Origin of the sequence: Achromobacter spanius, assembly GCF_002812705.1 — a bacterium.
In the GTDB taxonomy this organism is placed as follows: Bacteria; Pseudomonadota; Gammaproteobacteria; order Burkholderiales; family Burkholderiaceae_B; genus Achromobacter; species Achromobacter spanius.
On sequence record NZ_CP025030.1, the window covers coordinates 6049819 to 6074026 of the forward strand.

Consider the following 24208-nt stretch of genomic DNA (forward strand, 5'->3'; position numbering starts at 1 on the left):
TCAGCTACTCCTTCTGCCAGTTACGGCGCGCTTGCGCCGCCGTATCCAGCAATGCCAGCAACGCCGCGTCATCGCCATTGGCGATGGCGCGTTCGGCGCGATCCAACACGGCGCGCACGTCGGCAAGCTCGGCCAGCATCGCATCGCGATTGGATAAAAAGATATCGCGCCACATCTCCGGCGAACCCGCCGCAATGCGCGTGAAATCACGAAAACCGCTACCCGCGAGGTCAAGCCGGGTGCGGGCGTCAGCGGCCGTGGCCACCTGCTCCATATACACCGACGACAGCAGGTGCGGCAGATGGCTGACCGACGCCAGCACGCGGTCGTGCGCGCCTGCGTCCATATCGATCACGCTTGAACCGCAGGCCTGCCACGCGCGGCGCACCAGGCTGATGGACGCGGCGCGGTTCTCGGCAAGCGGCGTCAGGATGACGGTGCGACCGGCGTAGAGCTTGGCATCGGCCGCCTCGGGGCCCGTGCGCTCTGCGCCTGCGATCGGATGGCCGGGCACGAAGCATCCGACCCGCTCGCCCAGGGCCTCACGCGCGGCATCGACGACTTCAGCCTTGGTGCTGCCCGCATCGGTCACCACGGTGGCCGCGCCCAGATGTGGCAGCATCCGCGACAACACGTTTTTCAAGCCGCCAACCGGTGTGGACAGCAGGACAAGATCAGACCGCGCCGCCGCGTCTTCCGCGCTGACGGCTTCGTCGATCAACCCGAGTTCAACCGCCCGCGCCAGCGACGATGCGCTACGCCCGACACCCAGCACGCGGCCGACCTGACCCGCCCGGCGCAACGCCGCGGCGAACGACCCGCCGATGAGGCCAACGCCCACCACGGCCAATACAGGAATCAGGGGGCCAGCGGCCCCCTGATCGGTAGAAGGTAACGCGTCGTTCATGTGGCCAGAATGTCGGTCAGGGCATCAATAAAGCGGGCGTTCTCTTCGGGCAGGCCGATCGACACGCGCAACCATTCCGGCAAACCATCGCCCGCGACGGGGCGCACGATCACGCCGCGCTTGAGCAGTTCCAGATTGATGCGGGGCGCATCGCCCACATGCACCAGCACAAAATTGCCATAGCTGGGCACGTAGCGAAGCGCAAGGCGGTCAAACGCGGCGCACAGTTGCGCCTTGCCCGACTTGTTCGACGCGTAGGCTTCTTCCAGATAGGCGGTGTCGCCCAACGCGGCAATCGCGGCGGCTTGCGCCAGCGTGTTGACGTTGAAGGGCTGACGCACGCGGTTCAGCAAGTCGGTCAGCGGCGGCTGCGACACCGAGAAGCCCACGCGCAGCCCCGCCAGCCCGTAGGCCTTGGAGAACGTGCGCGAGATGATCAGGTTCGGGAAACGACGCGCCAGCGCGGTGCTGTCGAAACGGTGTTCCGGATCCAGGTATTCGTTGTAGGCCTCGTCCAGAACGACGGTGACGCGGTCGCCGTGGGCGGCATGCACACGCTCCAGGAACGACGTGACCTTGTCGCCCGACACAAAGGTGCCCGTGGGATTGTTGGGGTTGGCAATGAAAAGCAGGCGCGTGTCGTCGGCAATGGCCTCGAACATCGCATCCAGGTCATGGCCATAGTCCTTGGCCGGCACCACGATGTGGCGCGCGCCGCGCGCTTGCGTGGCCAAGCGGTAGACCGCGAACGAATGCTGCGCGTACACCGCCGACGAACCCGGCTCCAGCAAGGCCAGCGCGGCGATCTCCAGGATATCGTTCGAGCCGTTGCCCAACGTGATCCAGTTCATCGGCACGCCGTAACGTTCGGCTAGCGCCGCCTTCAGGTCGAAACCATTGGGGTCCGGATAACGGGCCAGGGACTCGGCCGCGGCCAGCATGGCTGCGCGCGCCGACTTGGGCATGCCCAGCGGGTTTTCGTTGGAGGCCAGCTTGACGATGCCGGCCGGGTCCAGCCCGAATTCACGGGCCAGTTCTTCAATGGGCTTGCCCGCCTGATACGGCGCGATGGCGCTGACGTGCGCGGGGGCAACGAGGGGCTTGGATGCGGTGGTCATGGTGTGGACTCACGGCGCCGGGTAGGAACCCAGCACCTTCAGGTAGGCAACCTGCGCCTGCAACGTGGCAAGGGCGCGCTCAACGTTCGGATCATTACGGTGACCCAGGACGTCTACGTAGAAATAGTATTCCCACTGGCCGGTGCGCGCGGGACGCGACTCAAAGCGCGTCATCGACACGCCGTTGGCCGCCAGCGGCGCCAGCATTTCGTACACGGCGCCCGCGCGATTTGGCACGGCCAGGATCAGGCTCGTCTTGTCCTTGCCACTGACCAGCGGCTGGATGTTGCCGATGGCCAGGAAGCGGGTGCGATTGTGCGGATCGTCCTGGATGCCGGACGCAATCACCTGAAGATTCCAGGCGGGCGCGGCCACTTCGCCGGCGATTGCGGCAATGGTCGGGTCCCCCGCCGCGGCGCGCGCCGCTTCGGAATTGCTGGACGCCGCGACACGGTCCACATCAGGATAATTGCGCGTCAGCCAGCCCTGGCACTGAGCCAGCGCCTGCGGATGCGCCGAGATGGTCTTGATGCCCTCCATGCCGCCCGATTGCGACATCAGACAATGGCGGATCACCAGCGAGCGCTCGCCCAGAATCGTCAGCGGCGTGTTCAGCAACAGGTCCAGGCTGCGGTTGACCGCGCCTTCGGTGGAATTTTCCACCGGCACCATGCCCACATCCGCCTGGCCGGCCTCGACCGCGCGAAACACTTCATCGAACGATACGCACGGCAGCTTCTGCACGGCGTGGCCGAAATGTTCCAGTGCCGCCTGCTCGGAAAACGAGCCTTGCGGGCCAAGGTAGGCAACGGTCATGCCGCGCTCCAGCCCACGGCAGGCCGAGATGATCTCGGTCCACACCGACGCCACGCCCGCATTCGGGAAGGGGCCGGGGTTGATCTGCTGCAAACGGCGGATGACCTCGGCTTCGCGCTCGGGGCGCAACACCGGGCCATCGGCCTGCGCGGCATGCTTGGCCTCGCCCACTTCCAGGGCAGCGCTGGCGCGCTGCGACAAAAGGTCGAGAATTTGCGCGTCCAACGCATCAATGCGTTCACGCAAGGGGCGCAGCTTGCGCTGCAGATCTTCATCCATAGCGGCGCTCGAATTCCTTCAGGTACTCGACCAGCGCCGACACCCCGGCAAGGGGCACGGCGTTGTAAATGGACGCGCGCATGCCGCCCACGCTCTTGTGCCCTTTCAACTGGGTCAAACCCGCCGCATCGGCGCCTTGCAGGAAGGCGTCGTTCAGCGATTCATCGCGCAGTACGAACGGCACGTTCATGCGCGAACGCACGGGCGCATGAATGGGATTGCGATAGAAATTGCTGCTGTCCAGATAGCCGTACAGCAAATCGGCCTTGGCCTTGTTGGCGGCTTCCATGCCCGCCACGCCGCCATTGGCCTTGACCCACTTGAACACCAGGCCCGCAACGTAAATCGCGAAAGTTGGCGGCGTGTTGTAGCGCGAATGTTCGGCGGCCACGTTGGCGTAATCGAACGCCGACGGGCAGATCGGCAAGGCGTGGCCGATCAGGTCGCGGCGGGCGATGACCATGGTAACGCCTGCCGGGCCGGCATTTTTCTGCGCGCCGGCGTACACCATGCCGCAGCGTGTCACGTCCATCGGACGCGACAGGAAATGCGACGACGCATCAACCACCAGAGGCACGTCCGGCGCGCCCAGCGCGGCGGTGTCGGGCCAGTCCATGAACTCGACGCCACCAATGGTTTCGTTGCTGCACAGGTGCAGGTAGGCCGATTCCTTGCGCACGCTCCAGGTATCGACCGGCGGCACCCAGGTCAGCGGCGCCTGCTCGCGGCCATCCAGTTGGATGGCCTGTTCGCTGCTTGCCGCCACATGGGTGCTGCCATAGCGGCCAGCTTCCTTGTACGAACGCTTGGACCAATGGCCCGTCACGACGAAGTCGGCGGCCGGCGTGCCGCGGCGCCCCATGAGATTCATGGGAACGATGGCGTTTTCCCCGGAACCGCCGCCTTGCATGAACATGACCGCGTAATCGGCGGGCAAGCCCAAAAGATCGCGCAGATCGGATTCCGCTTCGTCGCAGATCTGCACGAAGTGCTTGCCGCGATGAGACATTTCCATCACCGACATGCCACTGCCATGCCAATCCAGCATCTCAGCTGCTGCTTGCTGCAATACCACCTCGGGCAAGGCCGAGGGGCCTGCCGAGAAGTTCCAGGGGCGGGCCATTATTGCTCCGTAGGTTCCGTCGAATCCGTCGAGTCCGCTGCGCCGTTGCTGTCGTCGCCGCCTTCCGTCGCGCCGCCTTCAGCCTGGACGTCTTCGTCCAGTTCGCCGTCGTCGTCCGCATCGCTTTCCACAACACGACGCACGCCGGACAGCGTGCTGCCGTCATCAACGTTGATCAGTGTGACGCCTTGGGTCGCGCGGCCCATTTCGCGGATTTCCGCGACTCGGGTACGCACCAGAACGCCGCCGGTGGTGATCAGCATGATTTCGTCGGTCGGGTTGACCAGCACCGCGCCCACGACCTTGCCATTACGCGAGGTGGTCTGGATGGCGATCATGCCCTTCGTGCCGCGGCCATGGCGCGTGTATTCACCGATGGGCGTGCGCTTGCCATAACCGTTTTCGGTGGCGGTCAGCACGGTTTGCGTTTCGTCGCCGGCAACCAGCAGCGCAATGACGGTCTGCGTTTCTTCCAGCATCATGCCGCGCACGCCGCGGGCGTTTCGGCCCATCGGACGCACGTCGTTTTCGTCGAAGCGCACGGCCTTGCCGGAATCCGAGAACAGCATGACATCGTGCTTGCCGTCGGTAAGGTCGGCGCCGATCAGGTAGTCGCCATCGTCAAGGTCGACGGCGATGATGCCGGCCTTGCGCGGGTTGGAGAAGTCGGACAGCGGGGTCTTCTTGACCGTGCCGCGCGACGTCGCCATGAAGACGTAGTGATCTTCGCTGAATTCCTTGACCGGCAGCACCACGGTGATCTTCTCGCCGTCAGCCAGCGGGAACATGTTGACGATGGGCTTGCCGCGCGAGTTGCGCGTGCCTTGCGGCACTTCCCAGACCTTGAGCCAGTACACGCGGCCACGGTTCGAGAAGCACAGCAGGTAGTCGTGCGTGTTGGCGATGAACAACTGGTCGATCCAGTCGTTTTCCTTCATCGCCGTGGCCTGCTTGCCGCGTCCGCCACGCTTTTGCGAGCGGTATTCGGACAGCGGCTGGCTCTTGATGTAGCCGCCGTGCGACAGGGTCACGACCATGTCGGTCGGCGTGATCAGGTCTTCAGTGTCGAGCTCGGTGGCGTTCAGTTCGATTTCCGAACGGCGCGAGTCCTTCGTGTTCGTCGAGAACTCGGCCTTGATGGCCTGGAGTTCGTCACTGATGATGGCCGTGATGCGTTCCGGGCGAGCCAGGATGTCGAGCAGGTCGGCGATGGTGGACATGATGTCCTTGTATTCGCCGACGATTTTGTCCTGCTCCAGCCCGGTCAGGCGTTGCAGGCGCATGTTCAGGATTTCCTGAGCCTGCGTATCGCTCAAGCGGTACATGCCGTCGGCCTGCAGGCCGAACTCGGTGCCCAGGTCGTCCGGACGGAAGGCTGCGCGGCCTCCCGGCGTATCGCCGTCGGCGCGCGAAAGCATGTCGCGCACCAGCGACGAATCCCACGACTTCGCCATCAATTCCTGGCGTGCGACGGGAGGCGTCGGCGCGGCCTTGATGATGGTGATGAAATCATCGATGTTGGCCAGCGCAACGGCCAGGCCTTCCAGCACGTGGCCGCGTTCGCGGGCCTTTCGCAGTTGGAACACCGTGCGGCGCGTGACCACTTCGCGGCGATGCTGCAGGAAGTAATCGATCATCTGCTTCAGGTTGAGCAGGCGGGGCTGGCCATCGACCAACGCCACCAGGTTCATCCCGAAGGTGTCTTGCAACTGCGTATTCTTGTACAGGTTGTTCAGCACAACCTCTGGCACCTCACCGCGCTTGAGCTCGATGACCAGGCGCATGCCGTCCTTGTCGGACTCGTCGCGAATATCGGAGATACCTTCGATCTTCTTGTCGTTGACGAGCTCGGCAATGCGTTCCTGCAGCGTCTTCTTGTTGACCTGGTAGGGAATGGCGTCGATGACGATGGCTTGGCGGTTGCCCTTTTCCATGTCTTCGAAGTGCGTCTTGGCGCGCATGATGACGCGGCCACGACCCGTGCGATAGCCTTCGCGCACGCCGGACATGCCATAGATGATGCCGCCCGTGGGGAAGTCCGGCGCCGGGATGATCTCGATGAGTTCATCGACCGTGCAGGCCGGATTGCGCAGGCAGTACAGGCAGCCGTCGACCACTTCCTGGAGGTTGTGCGGCGGAATGTTGGTGGCCATGCCCACGGCAATACCCGAGCTGCCGTTGACCAGCAGGTTGGGCAGGCGCGACGGCAACAGCAGCGGTTCTTGTTCGCTGCCGTCGTAGTTGGGGCCGAAGTCCACCGTTTCCTGGTCGATGTCGGCCAGCAATTCATGGGCGATCTTCGCCAGGCGGATTTCGGTGTAACGCATCGCCGCGGCGTTGTCGCCGTCGATGGAGCCGAAGTTGCCCTGGCCATCGACAAGCATATAGCGCATGGAGAAATCCTGCGCCATGCGGACAATGGTGTCATAAACGGACTGGTCACCGTGGGGGTGGTACTTACCGATAACGTCCCCGACGATACGCGCTGACTTCTTGTAAGCGCGGTTCCAGTCGTTGTTAAGCTCATGCATCGCGTAGAGCACGCGCCGGTGGACGGGTTTGAGCCCGTCCCGCACATCCGGTAGCGCCCGCCCAACGATCACGCTCATCGCGTAATCGAGGTAACTGCGGCGCATCTCTTCTTCCAGCGAAACCGGAAGCGTCTCCTTGGCAAAGGAATCCATATATATAACGACAGAATCGTGTAAGGAGGAACCCGGGCCGGGTAAACAGGAAATTCTATCATTCGATTCCGTTCCCGTTTGCCGGGGTTGCCGCAGGAGCCCCGCCAGGCGTTCGCCCCGCCCATCGCTCAAGCCGCCTCGTTGGCCGCCCGATGGCGCCCCACGGCCCTGTTGTCAAAAACCAACATGGAAAACCGAACGAGCGCCGAAAACGTCGTATCCAGCATTAATGCGGCTCTCCAGGGAAGCCAAAGGCCCCCAAATGCCTTAAGATTGTTTCCAGCACGCAGGAAACCCAGTAGCTAATACTTTGAACCAGCTCTTGGCGTTGCTATACTGGCCCCGTTTTCCTGATATGCGGCGGGGGTTCGCTGCGAGTCACTTATCCAGCTTCAAGCTCAACGAGGAGAAACATGAACAAACCCTCCAAATTCGCTCTGGCGCTCGCCTTCGCCGCCGTCACGGCCTCTGGTGTAGCTTCCGCGCAAACCGTGGACAACTGGCGCAACCCGTTCGGTGACGTTTGGAAAAACGGTACGAACGAACTGTGCTGGCGCGATGCTTTCTGGACCCCTGCCACCGGTATCCCCGGTTGCGACGGTGTCCCGGTTGCACAACAGAAGGCGAAGCCGGCCCCGATGGCGGCAAAGGTCGTGTTCAATGCTGACACGTTCTTCGACTTCGACAAGTCGACCCTGAAGCCCGAAGGTCGTCAGCTGCTGGACCAAGTCGCCCAGCAAGCTCGCGGTATCGAGCTGGAAACCATCATTGCTGTTGGCCACACCGACTCGATCGGTACTGACGCCTACAACCAGAAGCTGTCCGAGCGCCGCGCCGCTTCGGTCAAGACCTACCTGGTCAGCAAGGGTATCGACCCCAACCGTATCTACACGGAAGGCAAGGGCGAGTCGAACCCGATCGCTTCCAACAAGACGAAAGAGGGCCGTGCCCAAAACCGTCGCGTTGAAATCGAAATCGTGGGTAGCCGCAAGTAATTGCCGGACTAGCTACAATAAGGGGCCTCGCATAGCGAGGCCCTTTTTTTCGTCCGCAGCGCACCAATCTGGTGCCCCGGCGCGTGGCCCTGCCCGGCAGCGCACGGCGGGCCCCTCTATATATATAGCGTCGCCTTTCGCTGGACCTTCCCATGACCACGCAAACTCACGACTCCGACCGCCCTGCCGTCAATGCTGATCAGGCTGAACTCGACAAGTTCAGCGCCTTGGCCAGCCGTTGGTGGGATCCTGAAAGCGAGTTCAAGCCGCTGCACGCCATCAATCCGTTGCGGTTGGAATGGATTCAGGAATGCGCGGGCAGCCTTGCCGGCAAAAAGGTGCTGGACGTCGGTTGCGGCGGCGGCATCCTGTCTGAATCGATGGCGCGCGGCGGCGCGGACGTAACCGGTATCGACCTGGCGGAAAAATCGCTCAAGGTGGCTCGCCTGCATGGCCTGGAGTCGGGCGTGAAGGTGGAATACCGCAAAGTGCCCGTGGAAGAACTCGCTACCGAGCAGCCCGGCCAGTACGACGTGGTCACTTGCATGGAAATGCTGGAACACGTGCCCGACCCGGCGTCTATCGTGCGCGCCTGCTCCACGCTGGTGAAACCGGGCGGTTGGGTGTTCTTTTCCACACTGAACCGCAACGCCAAGGCCTTCCTGTTTGCCATCATTGGCGCGGAATACGTCCTGCGGCTGCTGCCGCGCGGCACCCACAGCTATGACCAGTTCATCAAGCCCAGCGAACTGTCCGCCGCGGCGCGGGCCGCCAGCCTGGAACCCGTGAGCATGCGCGGCATGGAATACAACCCGATTACGCAAATTTACTCGCTGTCGTCCGACACCTCGGTCAACTACCTGATGGCTACCCGCAAATGAGCGCCCTGATTCTGTTCGATTTTGACGGCACCCTGGCCGACACCGCCCCCGATCTGGCCGCCGCCGCCAATCAGCAGCGTACCCGCCGCGGCTTGGAACCCATGCCTTTCGAAGCCCTGCGCCCCGTCGCGTCGCAGGGCGCGCGCGGCCTGCTTCGGGTGGCCCTGGACCTGGCGCCGGGCGATCCGGACTATGAGCCGACGCGCTTGCAGTTTCTGGAAGACTACGCAGCCAACTCCACCGTGCACAGCAAGCTGTTTCCTGGCATTGAGGAATTGCTGGCGGATATCCGCCGGCGGGGCATGTCGTGGGGAATCGTCACCAATAAAGTCACCTACCTGACGCTGCCCATCGTCGAATTCCTGGACCTGACCCGCGACAGCGCCGTGCTTGTCTGCGGTGACACCACGGCCCACGCCAAGCCGCACCCGCTGCCGCTGCAGCACGCCGCGCGCGAAGCCGGTTTTTCCACCGATCGTTGCGTTTACGTGGGCGACGACCTCCGCGACATTCAGGCTGCGCACGCCGCCGGCATGCCTGCCGTCGCGGCGGCGTATGGCTACGTGGGCGAAGACGACAACATCATCAACTGGGAAGCGGAAACCTGCGCCAACACGCCCGAGGAACTGTGGGCGGCCATCCAGCCGTTGCTGCCCATCGACCTGCGTTGAAGGGGCCAGGCTTGGCGGACCGCAACGGTCCGCCGGCCCGCTTGCAATGCATCGTGCCGATTCGTCGAGCCGATTCCTCGCGCGAATAAGTTGCATCTAGCAGCTGCGCCCTGGTTGCGCCTGGTAGTTGGTTCCATTAGTTGTACCTTGCGAACAATCTTTCCGGAATTGCACGCTTTATCCGGATTTCCAAGTCCCTTAAAGTGTGACCCTTGCAAGGCGCTCGGGTGCTTCCCGATTGCCGGTCCGGCAGACGCCGGTGTTGCGGAGCCTGCCTCTGCAACCACTCCCCTCCATGCCGACGGTTAGACACCCTCGTGCACCGTGCGCGGTCAATGCTTGCGCGCACCGACGACCTTTTCGCTGACAACGCCCTACCCCGCGCGACGCCTCTTGGCATCGCGCCAATGGAATGCCTATGCTTTTGCCCATCCTGCTACTTTCTGCCGCCGGTTTTACGATTCTGACCACCGAATTCCTTATCGTCGGACTGTTGCCCGCCCTGGCCCGCGACCTGCAGGTCACCGTGTCCCAGGCCGGCCTGCTTGTTTCGCTGTTCGCCTTCACGGTGGCGGCAACCGGCCCTTTGCTGACCGCCTTGATGGCCAACGTCGAACGCAAGCGCCTGTTCATCGGCGTGCTGATATTGTTTGGCGTTTCAAACGCGGTTGCCGCCATGGCGCCGAACATCTGGGTCATGGCCGTGGCCCGCTTTGTGCCCGCGTTGGCCTTGCCCGTATTCTGGTCACTGGCCAGCGCTACCGCCGTCGAACTTGTTGGGCCCGCGCGCGCCGGCCGGGCGATTTCGATGGTCGCTTTCGGCATCGTGGCCGCCACCGTGTTTGGCATCCCGATCGGGGTGCTGATCTCGGACGCATTCGGGTGGCGAGCGGCGTTCTGGGTGCTGTCGGCCGTGGCGTTCGCCAAGGCGCTGCTGCTGTTCCTGGCGTTTCCCAGCACCCGAATCCGCGCTGACAGCGTCAAATTGGTCACGCAACTGCGCATCCTGCGCAATCCCATCGTGCTGGGCCACGTGGTGCTGTCCCTGCTGGTGTTTACCGGCATGTTCACGGCCTACACCTATCTGGCGGACATGCTGGAACGTCTGGCGGGCTTTGACGGACAGATCGTTGGCTGGACGATGATGGCGTTCGGGGCGGTGGGCTTGATCGGCAACACGCTGGGCGGCCGCATGGTGGACCGTAGCCCCCTGGGCGCCACCGCGCTGTTTTCGTCGTTGATGGCGGCGGGTCTGGTATTTGTGGCGCCGGTGATGCAATCGCATGGCCTGTTGGCCGTGGCGCTGGGCCTGTGGGGCATCGCGCAAGCGGCGCTGTTCATCGTTTGCCACGTGCGCTTGATGAAGGCCGCCCCCGAGGCACCCGCCTTCGCGGCGTCGCTGAACATATCGGGCGCCAACATCGGCATTGGCCTGGGCGCCGTGGTGGGCGGACACGTCATTGACCAGTACGGGTTGGCCTCGCTGGGTTGGGCCGCTGCCTTGATCGTGGCGATTTCAGTCGCCCTGGCGCTGGCGCTGATGGTCGCGTCGCGCACGCAGCCGTCGACCAAAACCGCTTGCGCGAATGCCGCCTGAACCCCGCTTGTGTCCGCCGCGCCACGCCTGGGCGACGGCCAGTGGACAGTACAGCAGGCTATGGCATTTACCAGTACAATAGAAAGTTCTTGGGGCCGATCCGGATTCGACGTGGGTCGCGAAACAACTCAGGGCATGCCGAGCACCAGTTCGCTCGTTAAACCACTGGAAACACTACAAACGCCAACGACGAGCGTTTCGCTCTCGCCGCTTAAGCGGTGAGCCGCTGCACTGATCTGTCCTTGGGTCAGGCGGAGGAAGGCAACTTCCTAGGGGGGTAACCCTCGAACCGCAGCAGCGACATTCACAAGGAATCGGTCTGCGCTGGGGTCACACGGCTCAGATTTAAATTACGTGAATCGCTTTGGTCCGGCCTGTCGGTTGGCTAAGTCCAAAGTTAAAACTAAATAAATCGACTACGCATGTAGAACTGATTGCAGAGGGCTTGCGGACGGGGGTTCAATTCCCCCCGGCTCCACCAAATTCCGCTTTATTGCACAGTGCTTAGCAAATGGCCAACTCTTCGGGGTTGGCCATTTTTTTGCCTAGGCGCAACACATGCCAGCTACCGGAAGTAACAAATGGGGGTATATCCCCAAGGTTCACCGGGACCGAAATACTCCGTCACATATTACGAAAAATATCAAGACATAATCAACCCAAGAAAATGCCACCACGTCTGTGAGGTCATTCTTGTGATGAAAGTCCTATCCATCTTTGGGACCCGTCCCGAAGCGATCAAGATGGCGCCGCTTGTCACCGCCCTTTCCCAAGAGCCGGCGATTCAAAGCGTGGTGTGCGTCACCGGCCAACATCGCGAGATGCTGGATCAGGTGCTGGCGCTGTTTGGGCTGCACGCCCAGCATGATCTGGACATCATGGTGCCGAACCAGACCTTGAATGGCCTGTACTCACGCCTCATTGCCCGCGTGGACCAGGTTCTGGAAGCCGAACAGCCCGACTGCGTACTGGTGCATGGCGATACCAGCACCGCATCGGCCTGCGCATTGGCGTCGTTTCACCGACGCGTGCAGATCGGGCACGTCGAAGCCGGTTTGCGTACCGGCAACCTGGCGATGCCATTCCCCGAAGAAATGAACCGGCGTGTGGTCGATGCGATCGGCGACTGGTTGTTCGCCCCTACCGCGCAATCGCGCGGCAATCTGTCGCGCGAGAATTTGGCGGGGCGGATCACCGTCACCGGCAATACCGTGATCGACGCATTGGCGATGACGTGCGCCAAGCTGGATCCCTCGGGGCCGCTGGCACGACAGTTGGAGGCCCGTTACGGTTGGCTGGATACGACGCGGCGGCTACTGCTGGTGACGGGCCATCGGCGCGAGAGCTTTGGCGGCGGGTTCAAGAACATCTGCGCCGCGTTGGCGGAACTGGCGCACCGCGAAGATTTGCAGATCGTCTACCCGGTGCATTTGAATCCGCAGGTGCGCAATGTAGTGATGACGGATCTGGCCGGACTGTCGCATGTGCACCTGATTGATCCCCTGGATTACCTGGATTTTGTCTGGTTCATGCAACGCGCGCATCTCATCCTTACCGATTCGGGCGGGGTGCAGGAAGAGGCGCCCTATCTGGGCAAGCCGGTGCTGGTCATGCGCGATGTGACCGAGCGCCCCGAGGCGGTTGAAGCCGGCACGGTGGCGCTGGTCGGCACGGATGCCCGGCGCATTGTGACCGAGGTGAATCGCCTGCTGGACGACGCCGACCTGCATGCGTCGTTTTCAAGGCGCATCAACCCTTACGGCGACGGCCGCGCCAGCCAACGCATCGTGGATGCGCTATGCGGCCGCGCCGTCTCTGAATTTGATCCCTACGGGACCGCCATCACCCCATCCGCCTGATGCATCCCCCCGCGACGCATTCCTGCCCCGGAGTCCGCATGCACCACCCCGCCCTGCACTTTCCTGTTGCCCGAACCCTAAGCCGCGCGCTGATGGCGGCGGGACTACTGCTTCCCTTGGCCACCCTGGCCAGCCCGGCCGGCGACGCGCTGCGGCGTTTGCAGGGCGACGACTGGGCAACGCGCAACATCACGCTGCAAGACCTGGGCATTACCGAGCCCGTCGTCCTGACCAACAGCGATGCGCACCACGAGTTCTTTTTGCCCGTGCCGCGCGGCGTGCCGATCCTGGACGCAACCCTGGATTTCGACGCCAAATACACCAAAGGTGAATCGGGCCGGACCAACATGGTGCTGTGGCTGGACGGCATCCCGCAGACCGCGCAACGCATTGCCGATGGCGACGGGTCGGTGGCGCGCAATCTGACGGTCGAGCAGCGCAACCGCCAGACCGGCTTCCTGCGGCTGGGTGTGGACTGGCAGTCGGAGATCGCGCTGCGCCACTGCGAAAGCAACCGCGCCACCGCCAACGCGCTGACCATTTCGCCGCAGACCCGGTTGAGCTACCGCTACGACGCCTCGGCCATCAACAACCTGGATGACGCCTGGGGCACCCTGCCCGGCAAGCCCGTGTTGATGGTTGCGGGCGCCAAGCTCGACCAGCAGGCCTTCGATAGCGCCTGGCGTCTTGGCGTGGCGCTGGAACGCACGGGCAAGCGGGTCTCGGTCCGGGCGTTCCCGTCGGTGGGCGACGAGATTGACACGCGCGGGCTGCAAGTACCGGCGGGCCTGGAACGGGTCACCGCCTTTGCCGCCATCGCCGGCAAGGAGAAGCACAAGCTGGCCAGCCCGGCGGAACTTGGCGCCTTGCTGGTGCTGGGCGCCCCCGCCGTCAGCGCTGACGTGGCGATTGTGGATGCCGCATTTCGCGCGCGCTACAACGAAGCGCTGGATGCGTTGCAGGTGCAACTGGCCTCGGACAGCGACGCAGCCGACGCCTTCAAAGCGTGGCGCCAGGCGCGCATGCCGCTGGCCGGCGCCGACCTGCCCGCCAAGGACATCCGGCTGCTGCCGCTGGGCCGGCAAGCCGTGATCGCGGTGGCGGCCGATGCGGGCGCACAAGCCGCAGGCGCTTTCGACAGCGCATGGCGGCGCATCCTGGTGACCCGCCACGTCAACGTCAAGGCCGCGACGCCGCCACTGAGCGCGGATGGGGCATTGCGCCTGACCGCGTTGGGCGGCTCCGCCGACAGCTTCGATGTTGCGTCGCGCGGCGACTGGACCACCACGTTCCCACTGTCGGCCGTGTCCTCGGGCGGCCTCATGCCCGACGAACTGGTGATGGACCTGGCCGCGGCGCCCGGCGCCTCGTCCACGCGACCGGTGGCCTCCGTCTTCTGGAACGGCATCCTGCTGACGGCCAAGCAGATGGACGCGGATGGCAAACCCGAACGCCTCAGGGCGCGCGTTCCGGGCTATGCCCTGGGCGTCAACAATGCCGTGCGCGTCACGTTCCAGCGGCAGCCCGTTTCGGTGGATTGCAATGAGATCCCGCAGGGCTACCCTGTCAACGTCCTGCCGACCAGCTATGTGCAGCCGGGCAAGGCGCAGCCGGACGGCAGCTTTGTCGGGCTGCTGCCCTTGATGGCGGGCAACCCGCAACTGATCATTCCCGACAGCTATCTGGCCGACGCGCCCGACAACATCAAACGCGTGATCGGCATTGCCTCGGCAAGCGGCGTATCGCCGACGCGCGCGGAACTGGCGGTGACGCCGGTTGGCCAGGCGGTGAAGCCCGGCCGCGCTTTCCTGGCGATGGAAGTGGCGGTGGATGGCGCCGAACCCATGGTCACGGTCACGGACCGCAAGCAGTTGACGGTAGCCGGCAAGACCGCGACGTGGCTCGACATCTCCGGGCTGGAAAACCTGAGCACGGCGGAAGTCGTGCGCGGCAATGGCCAGGATGGGTTGCTGTGGCACACGCTGGGCCAGTACCCGGGCAGGTTGGACGCGCCTTTCGTGCTGAACCGGGGCAATGTCGCCGTCATCGGCGCCACGGGGCCGATTGCCTGGATAGACAGCGCCAACCCTGACGCCAGCCACCCACCGGGCGCGGGCGAAAGCGCCTTCTTCGAGTGGCGTCGCTACGTCTCCTGGAGCGTGCCGGCCATCAGCGTCGCGCTGCTTGTCCTGATCCTGGTCCTGATCCTTGCCCGACGGGTAAATCGCAGGAAGACCAGGGAAACGAAGTAAGCCGGCCGGGTCTTCCCCCATGTCTTCCCTCTACTGGCCCTACTTCTTCGCGGACTATTACCGCGGGCTGGAAGTGGTGACCGCCATCGTCGGCGTCGTCATCCTGCTATCGAGCCTGGACGATCTGTTCATCGACGCCTGGTACTGGTTGCGGGAACTGCGGCGTTCGCTGACGGTCAAGCGCCGCTACACGCCCTTGTCCGCCGAAGACCTGCGCGCGAAAGCCGAGCAACCGCTGGCGATCATGGTGCCCGCCTGGCTGGAGTACGACGTGATCTCGTCGATGCTTGAGACCATGGTGTCGACGCTGGAATACAAGAACTACATGATCTTCGCCGGCACCTACCAGAACGATCAGCGCACGATCGACGAGGTAGAGCGGATGCGGCGCCGATACCGCAAGTTGATCCGCGTGGAAGTGCCGCATGACGGGCCGACCTGCAAGGCGGACTGTCTGAACTGGATCGTGCAGGCCATCTTTGCGCAGAACGCGAAGCAGCCCGAGCCCTTTGCCGGCGTCATCCTGCACGACAGCGAAGACGTGCTGCACCCGCTGGAACTGAAGTACTACAACTATCTGCTGCCGCGCATCGACTTCATCCAGTTGCCCGTCACGTCGCTGGAACGCCATTGGCATGAGCTGGTCGCCGGCACCTACATGGACGAGTTCGCCGAGTGGCACACCAAGGACCTGGTGGTGCGCGAAAGCCTGTCGAAGATGGTGCCGTCGGCGGGCGTGGGCACCTGTTTTTCGCGCCGCGCGCTGGAACAACTGGCGGCGGAAACCAACAACCAGCCCTTCAATACCGACACGCTGACCGAGGACTACGACATCGGCGCGCGGCTGGCGCAACGCGGCATGAAGCAGATTTTTGGAAAGTTCCAGGTGGAATACGTGACGCGCCGGCGTTCCTGGTTCGGCCTGGGACGCGAAAAGGTGTCCAGCATTCGCATGCCGCTGGGCGTGCGCGAATATTTTCCCAACACCTTTCGCACCGCGTACCGGCAAAAGGCGCGCTGGACGCTGGGCATCGGCCTGCAAGGCTGGCAGCAGGTGGGCTGGACGGGCTCGCTGGCCAACCGGTATCTGCTGTTCCGCGATCGCAAGGGCCTGGTTACGTCGTTCATCGCGATTCTTGCCTACGTGCTGCTGGCCAACTTCTTCCTGTTCTTCCTGGCGGATAAATTTGGCTGGTGGACGGTGTATTACCCGTCGTACTTCCGGCCCGGCGGCTGGTTGGTGACGCTGATGTGGCTCAATGCCGCCGCCCTGCTGCTGCGCGTGGTGCAACGGGCGTACTTCGTGGGTCACATGTATGGGTGGGAACACGCGGTGCTGTCGATACCCCGCATGATCGTGGGCAACTTCATCAACGCCATGGCGGCGGCACGTGCCTGGCGCCTGTTCATCGTGCACCTGATCACCGGCAAGCGCCTGGCCTGGGACAAGACCATGCACGACTTCCCCAGCACGGACCAGTTGTCGCAGCAACGCAAGCGGCTGGGCGAACTGCTGCTGTCGTGGCAGGCCATCGACCAGGACACGCTGGCGCGCGCGCTTGAGATCCAGGCGCGCGACAAGAAGCCCTTGGGCCAGATCCTGACCGAACAAGGCTGGCTGGACGAGGGCACGCTGAACGAAGCCATCGACTTCCAACAATCGGGCCAGGTGGCGCCATCACCACACGCCAACGACAAACCCGCGACGACATGATCCCGCTGACCCGTTCGCTCATTCTGTCCGCTGCACTGGCCTGCGTGTGGGCCGCCTCGCCCGCCACCGCACAAACCGCCGCAAAAACGGAAGCCCCGCTGGAAGGCGCGGCGTACCGCTTTGCCGAAGAGGCCCACAAGAATTTTGACGCGGGCAAGTACGAACTTGCGGCGCAGCAGGCAGAGTCGGCCATCGTGTTGCGGCCCGACGTGGAACGGCTGCACCTGCTGCTGATCTACGCGCTGCAAAAGCAGGGAAAGTTGCAAGAGGCTGAACAGGCCGCCGCCAACGCCGTCAAGGAAGGGGTGGATACGCCCGCGTTGCGGCAGGCCCGCGCCAACCTGCGTCCCGCGCCCGGCCCGGCCGCCACGCCGGTGGCACCGACCGCCACATCCACCACACCCGCTGCCACGTCGACGGCAAAACCCACCGCAACGCCGCCCCCGCCCGCCCCCCGACCCGCCTCCGCCTACAGCCGCGCTTACCCCATCGCCACCCGCGCCTACGCCGACTACAAACGCGGCGACTATGCCGCTGCCGCGCGCGGCGCCGAGCAGGCCTTTCGCATGGACCCCAAGCAAGGTGCCTGGGCCATGTTGTGGCTGGACGCGCTGGAAGCCCAAAACCAATACGCACAGGCCGAAGCCGCCGCCGACAGGGCGATTGCGCTGGGTGCCCCCAACAAGAAAGACCTGGCCGCCCGCCGCCAGACGATGAATGCGCGCATGGCCGCCAAGCAGGCTGGTGCGGCCTACCAGGCGCTAAGCGCCAACCGCCCCGACGACGCCGTGCCGCTGGCGCGCCAAGCCGTGGCCCTGGCGCCCGACTCCGCCAGCCACCGCCTGCTGTTGATCAACGCCCTGATGCTGGACGACCAATTGGCCGCCGCCGAAGCGGCCGCCACCGATGCCATCACGCAAAATAACGGCAACACCACGGCGCTTGTCATGCGCGGCTATCTGCGTCAACGCCAAGGCAAGACCGACCTGGCGAATGCGGACTTTGACGCCGCGCTCAGGCAAGATCCGCAAGACGATACCCAACGCCGCAACGTCCGCCTGCTTGCCGCCGATGCGGCGTTGGCGGCCGGCGAAAATGCGCGCGCGCTGGACTTGCTGGCGCCCTTGGGCCAACAGGACGACGCGGCCGATGCACGGATAAAACGCGCGCGCTCCCGCCCCGCCGTACCCGCCACATTGACGCTGGGCAACTACCCCGCGCCGGTACAAGACTGCCGCGACACGCCTGCCGGCGCCGTTTGCCAATTGCTGCCGTCCGACACCGCCGGCAATGGCGGCCCTGCCACACTGGCCTATGCTGCCTACGCACGGGAAGACTACGCCGAAGCCATCGCCCAGGCCCGCAAGGCAGTCGAACAAGATCCCGACAACCAGGACTATCAGCGCCTGTTGACGACCACGCTGGCAGCCGGCAAGGGTCCCGAATTGGTCGAGGCAGAGCAACGCATGAGCCAAGCGCTGGCGGCCCAGCCCGACGACCCCACGCTGCTGATGCAGCGGGGCTATCTGTACCAGCGCATGAGGCGGCCCGCGCTTGCGCTGCGGGATTTCGAGGCCGCGCGCGCCACCGGCAAAGCGCCGCCCACCGTGATCCTGGACGAAGGCTACGCGCGGGCCGGCTCGGGCGACAAGCGCGGCGCGGTCAACAACCTGAAGCAGGCCATCGACGAGGCCGATGCCGGCAAGCTGGCCCTGACGCCGCAACAGCGCTATGACACCCGCAGCGGTATCGGCGAGCTGTCTCGTGAATGGGGCGGCTACGTTTCAGCCGGCTATCGTGGCGCGCGACCAGCCTCGTCGGGCCTGGGTGGCGCGGCCATCACCGTGCCTGGCGACGCCATCTTCAGCACGGCCGAAATCTTCTGGCGCCCAGCTGATTTCATGAACTCCGCCACGCAGACCTTCGAACTGTATGGGCGCGTTTCCAACACGCTTTATGACAAGGGCGGCACAACGCCGGAACAGACAGTCGCCAACCCTTGCCCGAAAGAGGGAGCTTTCGATATTGCCGAAAGCCAAAACCAAGGTGTCGCCGGCTTCCCTACAACAATCGGATCGCTGGGCATGCGCTTCACGCCATCCACGGAGGTAGGACTCACGTTCGGCATCGAACGCCAGTTCAACCTGGGCACCGCCACCCGACGCGGCTCCTTCAGTCCGGCCTCTTCCGATCTTCGCTGCGATCTCAACAGACTCCAGGCAACCCCTCATTACGAAACCACCGCCGACAACGGCGCCTGGCTGGCCTACGTCACCTACGGCCTGTACGAAGGCACGACGCTGCGCATCGACCGGCCCGACTGGTTCACGATGGAAGGCTATCTGCAGGCCGGCTATTCCTGGCAGGACATGCCCGCAAAATTCTGGTTGCGCGACAACGTCACGGGCGAAGACAGCGACAAGGTCTCGGGCCGCATGAAGCGCGACCAGGCGTTCGGGGCCGGCGAAGTGCGCGTGGGCCGCAGCTATCGCGTGGATGCCATCAGCGACCGGCTGGTGCTGTTTCCCTATGCAGTGGTGGGCGCCGACTGGCTCTGGAACAAGAACCGCGCAGCTTTCTCCTCCCAGGGCGAGTCGCTTACCGTCGACCAGCTAGGCAACGGCTCATCCTGGTCGCTGGGCGCCGGACCCGGTTTCAACGTGCGTTACTGGTTCCGCGAAGACCACTACAACGCGCCACGGTCTTATCTGGACCTGACCACGCAGTACCGTTTCAACATCGGCGGCGGTTCGGCCGACCGGGCTCGTGGTCTGTTCATCAACCTGACCCTTTCGTACTGACGGCTGTACTGAACGCTGTACTAACGGCGCATGGGCGCTGCCGCCCTACGCCCAGGCATCAAACGCGCGCCGCTAACCAGGCCTGCATCAATGCCCGCGCCTCGGGCGTGTTGTCGATCACCCAAGGGTCTATCGCAAACGCCACCACCCGCTTGGCGCCGTAGCCGCGAGCCACCTCCCATTGCTGTTTGACGCGATCGAAATCCGCCGAGCGCGCCTTGAAGGTGGACCCGTCCGTGCTGCCCGAAGGCAGTTCCTCGAACAGCTCCAGGATCAAGTCGAACGAGGCGCGCCGCGCCAGCAGCATGTCGTGCAAGGGGGCGAGCGACTGGTAGTTGGCCAAGCCGGCCACACCCACCCCGTCCTGGATCATGGGGTGAATGCGCACCCGGTCCAGGATGCCGCTCCACAGCTTCGTCAAAGAGCCCTCGCCGGGCAGGCGGGAATGGTAGGTGGATATGCAGGGCACGCCCGGGCTGGTGGCCTGCGCCGTGCGTGAGAAGGCGTCCAGCCAGGGCATCAACAGCGCCTGCCGTTCGGCGGATGCCCAGTTGTATTGCTCCAGCTCGTAAGGCACATACCAACCGCGAAAGGTGCGGCGCTTGGGCCAGGACGCGGCCTGCATATACGCCACGCCCCGCGCCCGCGTCTGGTCCAGATAAGCGGTCAGCGCCGCTTGATCCGGCTTGGCCAGCACGTCCCACCAGCGCTGGTCGTAAGGCAGGCCCACATGCACGCCCAGGCCCTGGTGCTCGGCCTCGTCAAAGATCATGCGCAGGAGGGCGTCGGACGCCATCCAATCGTCAGGCCGGCCACCTTCCAGGCCCACCCATTGCAGGAAGATCTCGCGGCATCCCAAACGGCGATAGGCCGACAAGCGCACACGCCAGTCGTCGGGGCCCAGGTCCAGGTGGCTGCGCCACAGTTGCAGGAAGGTGGCGTTCAAGGACAGGGGCGGCGCGCAGGCGACCAAGGGTGCCAATGCGCCAAGCGCCAGCGCCTGAAGCAGGCGCCGGCGCGAGAAGGAGGTAAGCAGACGGTGCGTCAGGAAAAAGCCCCGTGCCGCCCTTAGCCGCGGTTGCCGAACATGCCGGACAACGACGCCAGCAGATCAGTCGGGTTGAATTGTTGGCCGGGCTGCACTTCGCCTTCCGGCGTGGCCTTGTCCACCAATTGGGGCAGCAGCGAAGACAGTGAAGCCAGCACCGAATCGGTGTCCTGCCCGGTCTTGGCGGACAGCTCGTTGACAACGCCGGGGTCCAGCACGGAACCCAACTGGTCGGCGCTGACGGGCAAGTTCTGGCCCGGGCCGACCCACGACGCCACCACTTCGCTCAAGCCGCCTTTCTGGAAGCTGGCGATCAGGCCGCTGAGGCCGCCCGGGTATTTGTTCAATTGCTCGATCAACGCCGGCAGCAACGACGCCGAACCTCCTTGCTGACCGCCGCCGGCCATCGAGGCCAAGGTATCCAACAGGCTCATCGCAGTGCTCCTGAAAAGTGGGAAAACCAGTATAGGGCCCCGGTTGGCGTCGCGCATGTCAGGGTGGTTACCTGGCGCGGGATCTTTGCAAAACTTGTAAATCTGGCGACTGGGGGCCTATCAACGTGGCGTGGCCGAGCTTGGTGCCGAGGCCGAAGCGCACAGCGCCTGTAGCGCCTTCTGCCCCGCCCGCCCGTCCGCGGGCAAGCCCAGCTCGCGCTGCGCGGCCTGCAAGGCCTGGCGCGTGCGGGTGCCCACCATGCCATCGGGTTCACCCAGCTCATAGCCTTTGGCGATCAAGAGGCGTTGCAATTCGCGCCGTTCCGCCCGGGACAGGCCCGGGTCGTCCGTCGGCCAGGCTTGTACCAATGGCCCACCGCCACGCAGCCGATCAGACAGATGAGCGATGGCCAGCGCGTAGCTTTCCGCTGCGTTGTAGGAATACAGCGCATCGAAATTGCGCGTGACCAAAAACGCCGGGCCTTTCCTGCCCGCCGGCAGCAACAGGCCGGCCGGCGTCTCGCCCCCGGGCAAGGCCTGTCCGTCCACGCGCGTCACGCCCTGCTTGGCCCACGCCGACATCGGACGTTTGTTCTTGCGCCCCGCGCCCGCCGTATCCAGCCCGGAAGGAAGGCGCACCTCATAACCCCAGGCCAGTTGCGGATTCCAGCCCGCGCGCTTCAGGAAGTTGGCGGTGGACGCCAGCGCATCGGGCACGCTATCGACCAGGTCGCGGCGGCCATCGCCATCGAAATCAACCGCCAGCCGCAGATAGGTGGACGGCATGAACTGCGTTTGGCCGAAGGCGCCTGCCCAGGACCCCACCAGCCGTTCCGGTGCGATGTGCTCGTCCTGGATGATTTTCAAGGTGGCGAAGAATTCGCCCCGGAAATACGCTTGCCGGCGGCCAAAGCACGACAGCGTGGACAAGGACGTCAACAAGGGCCGGCCACCGAGTGTGCGGCCGAAATTGCTTTCCACGCCCCACACCGCCGCAATGGTGGCCGGGTCGACGTTGTAGCGCGATGCCGCGCGCGCCAGCTCCGCTTGCCAACGTGCCATGCCCGCCTGGCCGTCCGCCACCCGCTCGTCGTCCACCAAACCTGCCATGTAGTCCCAGATGGGCGTCTTGAACTCGGGCTGCGCATCCAGCAGATCAATGACGGCCATATCAGGCGACAACCCGGCCGTGTGCGTATCGAAGGTGGACGGGGACACGCCCGCTTTCTGCGCCGGGCCGCGCAACTGCGACAGGCAGGCGGCGTAGGCGTCAGCGGCCTGAGACGCCACCGGCCATGCCAGCGCGGCGCTACAAAGCGCCAGGGCCAGGAACGGCATTCCGGCGCGATAGGGTTGCTTCATGCCTGGATGCTTCATGCGGGGATGCTTCATGTTCAACGTTCCTTGGGTGCTGAAAGCGCGGCGTCGCCTTCCAGCCGTCGGGTCCAATCTTCCACCTGCCCCGCCTGCGCGCGCTTCTCGAACAGCGCGCGCCAATTCGGCGACAGCTCGGGCATCGTCGCCAGGGCGTGCAGCACGTCCGCATCCAGCACGCGTCGGTTCAGGATGTCTTGCACGCGGGACAACGGCCATTGCGGCTGAGGCCGTTCACGCAGGGCCAGCGTATCGCCCGCACACAGCCAGCCTTCTTCAAGCACCCGGTAGTACCAGCCGGTCATGCCGCTTGCTTGCACGCGCGCCGCCATGCCACGGTGGCCGAATCGGTGGTCCAGCTTCCAGCACGGTTGGCGTGCCTGCGACACCTGGATCAGCGCCGTGCCGACGCCAAAGACGTCGCCCACGCAGACATCCGCCTCGGTCAGTCCGGTGGTGGAGATGTTCTCGCCGAACGCGCCCGGGGCATCCAGCACGGCACGCGCACCCAGCTCGGCGCGCCAGGTCGAATAGTGGTCGCGGGCGTAATGGTGCAGCGCTTTTTCCGGGCCGCCATGAAAGCGGCGGTCGGCTTGTTCGTCGCCGCGCAGACCTTCGGCGCCCAGCCACAGACGCTCGGCCACGGGGTGCTTGTCGATACCGCTGTCTCGGCCGGAATCACCCAGCGGGCGCAAGGTGCCCGTCAGCAGCGCAGCAATGGTGATGGGTGTCATCGGGTATTCAGTTCCGGTTGGTCGGCTTGCAATGCGGCCAATTCAGCATCGTCGAATCCCGCGGCGCGGCGCGCTTCCAGGTTGAACGGGCCGCGCAGCCGGGGTGCGTCATAGCGTTGCGCCAATTCGGCGTAGCACGCCACGGGTTCCTTGCCCGCTAGCGCGCACAGGTGCTTGAACCATTGGTTGCCGATGGCGACATGACCGATTTCGTCGCGCAGGATGATGTCGACGATGGCCGCGCTTTCCGCGTCGCCCGCCCCCGCTAATTTATTGCGGATCATGGGCGAGGCATCCAGCCCGCGCGCCTCCAGCGTGCGCGGCACCAGCGCCAGGCGCGCCAGCAGGTCGCTGCTGGTGCGCTCGGCCATATCCCACAAACCGTTGTGCGCCGGGAAGTCGCCATAGGCATGGCCCAGCGTCGCCAGCCGCTGGCGCAGCAGGTCGAAGTGGTAGGCCTCTTCGCGCGCAACACGCAGCCAGTCGCGATAGAAGGCGTCAGGCATGCCGGCAAAGCGCCACAGAATGTCCAGCGCCAGATTGACCGCGTTGAACTCAATGTGGGCCAGCGCGTGCAGCAATGCCGCGCGGCCCTCGACCGTGGCCATGGAACGGTGCTTGACCTGCGCGGGTACCACCAGTTCCGGGCGTTGCGGCCGGCCGGGCAAGCTGGCGGGGGCCACGAATTCGCGCTGGCGGTCCAGCACGGCGCTATCCTCGATACCTCGCACGGCTGCCATTTTCTCTGGCCATTCCCGCGCGGCCAGCGCCGCCAGCGCCTGTCCGCGCAAGCAGTCGTCGACGTGCCCGCTCGGCGCGGCGGACATGGTGTTGCTGTTCATGGTGATTTCAATCCCAGGTGGCGCGTGCCACCGCAAACCCTGAAAAAGCCCACGGTTTCAAACCCGTGCGCTGTCGATG

General features: G+C 64.4%; 18 protein-coding genes and 1 other RNA gene. 9 read left to right on the forward strand and 10 right to left on the reverse strand.

The genetic code is table 11. From position 1 onward, the window contains the following. Window positions 1-4: 4 nt before the first annotated feature. The 5 genes from CVS48_RS27510 to gyrA are packed head-to-tail and all read right to left on the reverse strand — an operon-like array spanning window position 5 to window position 6927. On the reverse strand, window positions 5-907 hold the full coding sequence (locus tag CVS48_RS27510) for a prephenate dehydrogenase (protein WP_100857194.1): 903 nt from the start codon (window positions 905-907) through the stop codon (window positions 5-7). Continuing rightward, window positions 904-2025: a histidinol-phosphate transaminase gene (gene hisC, locus CVS48_RS27515; RefSeq protein WP_100857195.1), complete on the reverse strand. Its 1122-nt coding sequence runs from the start codon at window positions 2023-2025 to the stop codon at window positions 904-906. The genes CVS48_RS27510 and hisC overlap by 4 nt, the downstream gene beginning before the upstream one ends. A 9-nt stretch (window positions 2026-2034) precedes the next feature. Further along, on the reverse strand, window positions 2035-3120 hold the full coding sequence (gene pheA / locus CVS48_RS27520; protein ID WP_100857196.1) for a prephenate dehydratase: 1086 nt from the start codon (window positions 3118-3120) through the stop codon (window positions 2035-2037). Further along, window positions 3113-4243 carry a 3-phosphoserine/phosphohydroxythreonine transaminase gene (gene serC, locus CVS48_RS27525; protein WP_167401065.1) on the reverse strand — a complete coding sequence of 377 codons (1131 nt, stop codon included), beginning with the start codon at window positions 4241-4243 and terminating at the stop codon, window positions 3113-3115. The genes pheA and serC overlap by 8 nt, the downstream gene beginning before the upstream one ends. Next, complete coding sequence (gene gyrA, locus CVS48_RS27530) at window positions 4243-6927, reverse strand: DNA gyrase subunit A (protein ID WP_100857198.1); 2685 nt, start codon at window positions 6925-6927, stop codon at window positions 4243-4245. Before gyrA ends, serC begins: the two co-directional genes overlap by 1 nt. A gap of 413 nt (window positions 6928-7340) precedes the next feature. On the opposite strand from gyrA, the gene ompA reads away from it, so the two are divergent. From ompA to CVS48_RS27575, 9 genes are all read left to right on the forward strand, one after another. Beyond that, window positions 7341-7922 (forward strand): outer membrane protein OmpA, encoded by a 582-nt coding sequence (gene ompA / locus CVS48_RS27535; RefSeq protein WP_100857199.1) that lies wholly within the window; start codon window positions 7341-7343, stop codon window positions 7920-7922. 152 nt (window positions 7923-8074) lie between these two features. Next, window positions 8075-8803 carry a bifunctional 2-polyprenyl-6-hydroxyphenol methylase/3-demethylubiquinol 3-O-methyltransferase UbiG gene (ubiG, locus tag CVS48_RS27540; protein ID WP_100857200.1) on the forward strand — a complete coding sequence of 243 codons (729 nt, stop codon included), beginning with the start codon at window positions 8075-8077 and terminating at the stop codon, window positions 8801-8803. After that, the gene (locus CVS48_RS27545) at window positions 8800-9474 is read left to right on the forward strand and encodes an HAD-IA family hydrolase (protein ID WP_100857201.1); all 675 of its coding nucleotides are present in this window, start codon (window positions 8800-8802) and stop codon (window positions 9472-9474) included. The genes ubiG and CVS48_RS27545 overlap by 4 nt, the downstream gene beginning before the upstream one ends. Window positions 9475-9892: 418 nt before the next feature. Then, window positions 9893-11071, forward strand: coding sequence for an MFS transporter (locus CVS48_RS27550; protein ID WP_100857202.1), 1179 nt, complete (start codon window positions 9893-9895; stop codon window positions 11069-11071). Window positions 11072-11162: 91 nt separating this feature from the next. Next, window positions 11163-11552: a transfer-messenger RNA gene (ssrA, locus tag CVS48_RS27555) on the forward strand. A gap of 217 nt (window positions 11553-11769) precedes the next feature. Then, window positions 11770-12930 (forward strand): non-hydrolyzing UDP-N-acetylglucosamine 2-epimerase, encoded by a 1161-nt coding sequence (wecB, locus tag CVS48_RS27560; protein ID WP_100857203.1) that lies wholly within the window; start codon window positions 11770-11772, stop codon window positions 12928-12930. Between the two features lie 38 nt (window positions 12931-12968). Next, complete coding sequence (locus tag CVS48_RS27565) at window positions 12969-15182, forward strand: cellulose biosynthesis cyclic di-GMP-binding regulatory protein BcsB (protein ID WP_172616217.1); 2214 nt, start codon at window positions 12969-12971, stop codon at window positions 15180-15182. A gap of 19 nt (window positions 15183-15201) precedes the next feature. After that, a complete protein-coding gene (locus tag CVS48_RS27570) occupies window positions 15202-16896 on the forward strand; it encodes a glycosyl transferase family protein (protein ID WP_100857205.1) in 1695 nt (564 codons plus the stop codon). Beyond that, the gene (locus CVS48_RS27575; RefSeq protein ID WP_100857206.1) at window positions 16893-19697 is read left to right on the forward strand and encodes an NfrA family protein; all 2805 of its coding nucleotides are present in this window, start codon (window positions 16893-16895) and stop codon (window positions 19695-19697) included. Before CVS48_RS27570 ends, CVS48_RS27575 begins: the two co-directional genes overlap by 4 nt. A 58-nt stretch (window positions 19698-19755) precedes the next feature. Here CVS48_RS27575 and CVS48_RS27580 read toward each other — a convergent pair whose 3' ends face one another. The 5 genes from CVS48_RS27580 to CVS48_RS27600 all read right to left on the reverse strand — a co-directional run bounded on the left by CVS48_RS27580 (window position 19756) and on the right by CVS48_RS27600 (window position 24129). After that, a complete protein-coding gene (locus CVS48_RS27580; RefSeq protein WP_242001142.1) occupies window positions 19756-20679 on the reverse strand; it encodes a DUF4434 domain-containing protein in 924 nt (307 codons plus the stop codon). Window positions 20680-20765: 86 nt separating this feature from the next. Then, window positions 20766-21179: a YidB family protein gene (locus tag CVS48_RS27585; protein ID WP_050447845.1), complete on the reverse strand. Its 414-nt coding sequence runs from the start codon at window positions 21177-21179 to the stop codon at window positions 20766-20768. Window positions 21180-21299: 120 nt separating this feature from the next. Beyond that, the gene (locus CVS48_RS27590) at window positions 21300-22541 is read right to left on the reverse strand and encodes a lytic murein transglycosylase (protein WP_419191463.1); all 1242 of its coding nucleotides are present in this window, start codon (window positions 22539-22541) and stop codon (window positions 21300-21302) included. A 32-nt stretch (window positions 22542-22573) separates the two neighbouring features. Beyond that, window positions 22574-23287: an MOSC domain-containing protein gene (locus CVS48_RS27595; RefSeq protein ID WP_100857208.1), complete on the reverse strand. Its 714-nt coding sequence runs from the start codon at window positions 23285-23287 to the stop codon at window positions 22574-22576. Then, a complete protein-coding gene (locus CVS48_RS27600) occupies window positions 23284-24129 on the reverse strand; it encodes a ferritin-like domain-containing protein (protein WP_100857209.1) in 846 nt (281 codons plus the stop codon). Before CVS48_RS27600 ends, CVS48_RS27595 begins: the two co-directional genes overlap by 4 nt. Window positions 24130-24208: the final 79 nt, after the last annotated feature.

Coding starts and splice junctions, on each gene's coding strand:
- pheA (WP_100857196.1), bottom strand. CDS start 3,120: ATGGATGAAGATCTGCAGCGCAAGCTGCGCCCCTTGCGTGAACGCATT.
- serC (WP_167401065.1), bottom strand. CDS start 4,243: ATGGCCCGCCCCTGGAACTTCTCGGCAGGCCCCTCGGCCTTGCCCGAG.
- hisC (WP_100857195.1), bottom strand. CDS start 2,025: ATGACCACCGCATCCAAGCCCCTCGTTGCCCCCGCGCACGTCAGCGCC.
- ubiG (WP_100857200.1), top strand. CDS start 8,075: ATGACCACGCAAACTCACGACTCCGACCGCCCTGCCGTCAATGCTGAT.
- CVS48_RS27565 (WP_172616217.1), top strand. CDS start 12,969: ATGCACCACCCCGCCCTGCACTTTCCTGTTGCCCGAACCCTAAGCCGC.
- CVS48_RS27600 (WP_100857209.1), bottom strand. CDS start 24,129: ATGAACAGCAACACCATGTCCGCCGCGCCGAGCGGGCACGTCGACGAC.
- ompA (WP_100857199.1), top strand. CDS start 7,341: ATGAACAAACCCTCCAAATTCGCTCTGGCGCTCGCCTTCGCCGCCGTC.
- CVS48_RS27570 (WP_100857205.1), top strand. CDS start 15,202: ATGTCTTCCCTCTACTGGCCCTACTTCTTCGCGGACTATTACCGCGGG.
- CVS48_RS27595 (WP_100857208.1), bottom strand. CDS start 23,287: ATGACACCCATCACCATTGCTGCGCTGCTGACGGGCACCTTGCGCCCG.
- CVS48_RS27510 (WP_100857194.1), bottom strand. CDS start 907: ATGAACGACGCGTTACCTTCTACCGATCAGGGGGCCGCTGGCCCCCTG.
- CVS48_RS27585 (WP_050447845.1), bottom strand. CDS start 21,179: ATGAGCCTGTTGGATACCTTGGCCTCGATGGCCGGCGGCGGTCAGCAA.
- gyrA (WP_100857198.1), bottom strand. CDS start 6,927: ATGGATTCCTTTGCCAAGGAGACGCTTCCGGTTTCGCTGGAAGAAGAG.
- CVS48_RS27545 (WP_100857201.1), top strand. CDS start 8,800: ATGAGCGCCCTGATTCTGTTCGATTTTGACGGCACCCTGGCCGACACC.
- CVS48_RS27590 (WP_419191463.1), bottom strand. CDS start 22,541: ATGAAGCAACCCTATCGCGCCGGAATGCCGTTCCTGGCCCTGGCGCTT.
- CVS48_RS27575 (WP_100857206.1), top strand. CDS start 16,893: ATGATCCCGCTGACCCGTTCGCTCATTCTGTCCGCTGCACTGGCCTGC.
- CVS48_RS27550 (WP_100857202.1), top strand. CDS start 9,893: ATGCTTTTGCCCATCCTGCTACTTTCTGCCGCCGGTTTTACGATTCTG.
- wecB (WP_100857203.1), top strand. CDS start 11,770: ATGAAAGTCCTATCCATCTTTGGGACCCGTCCCGAAGCGATCAAGATG.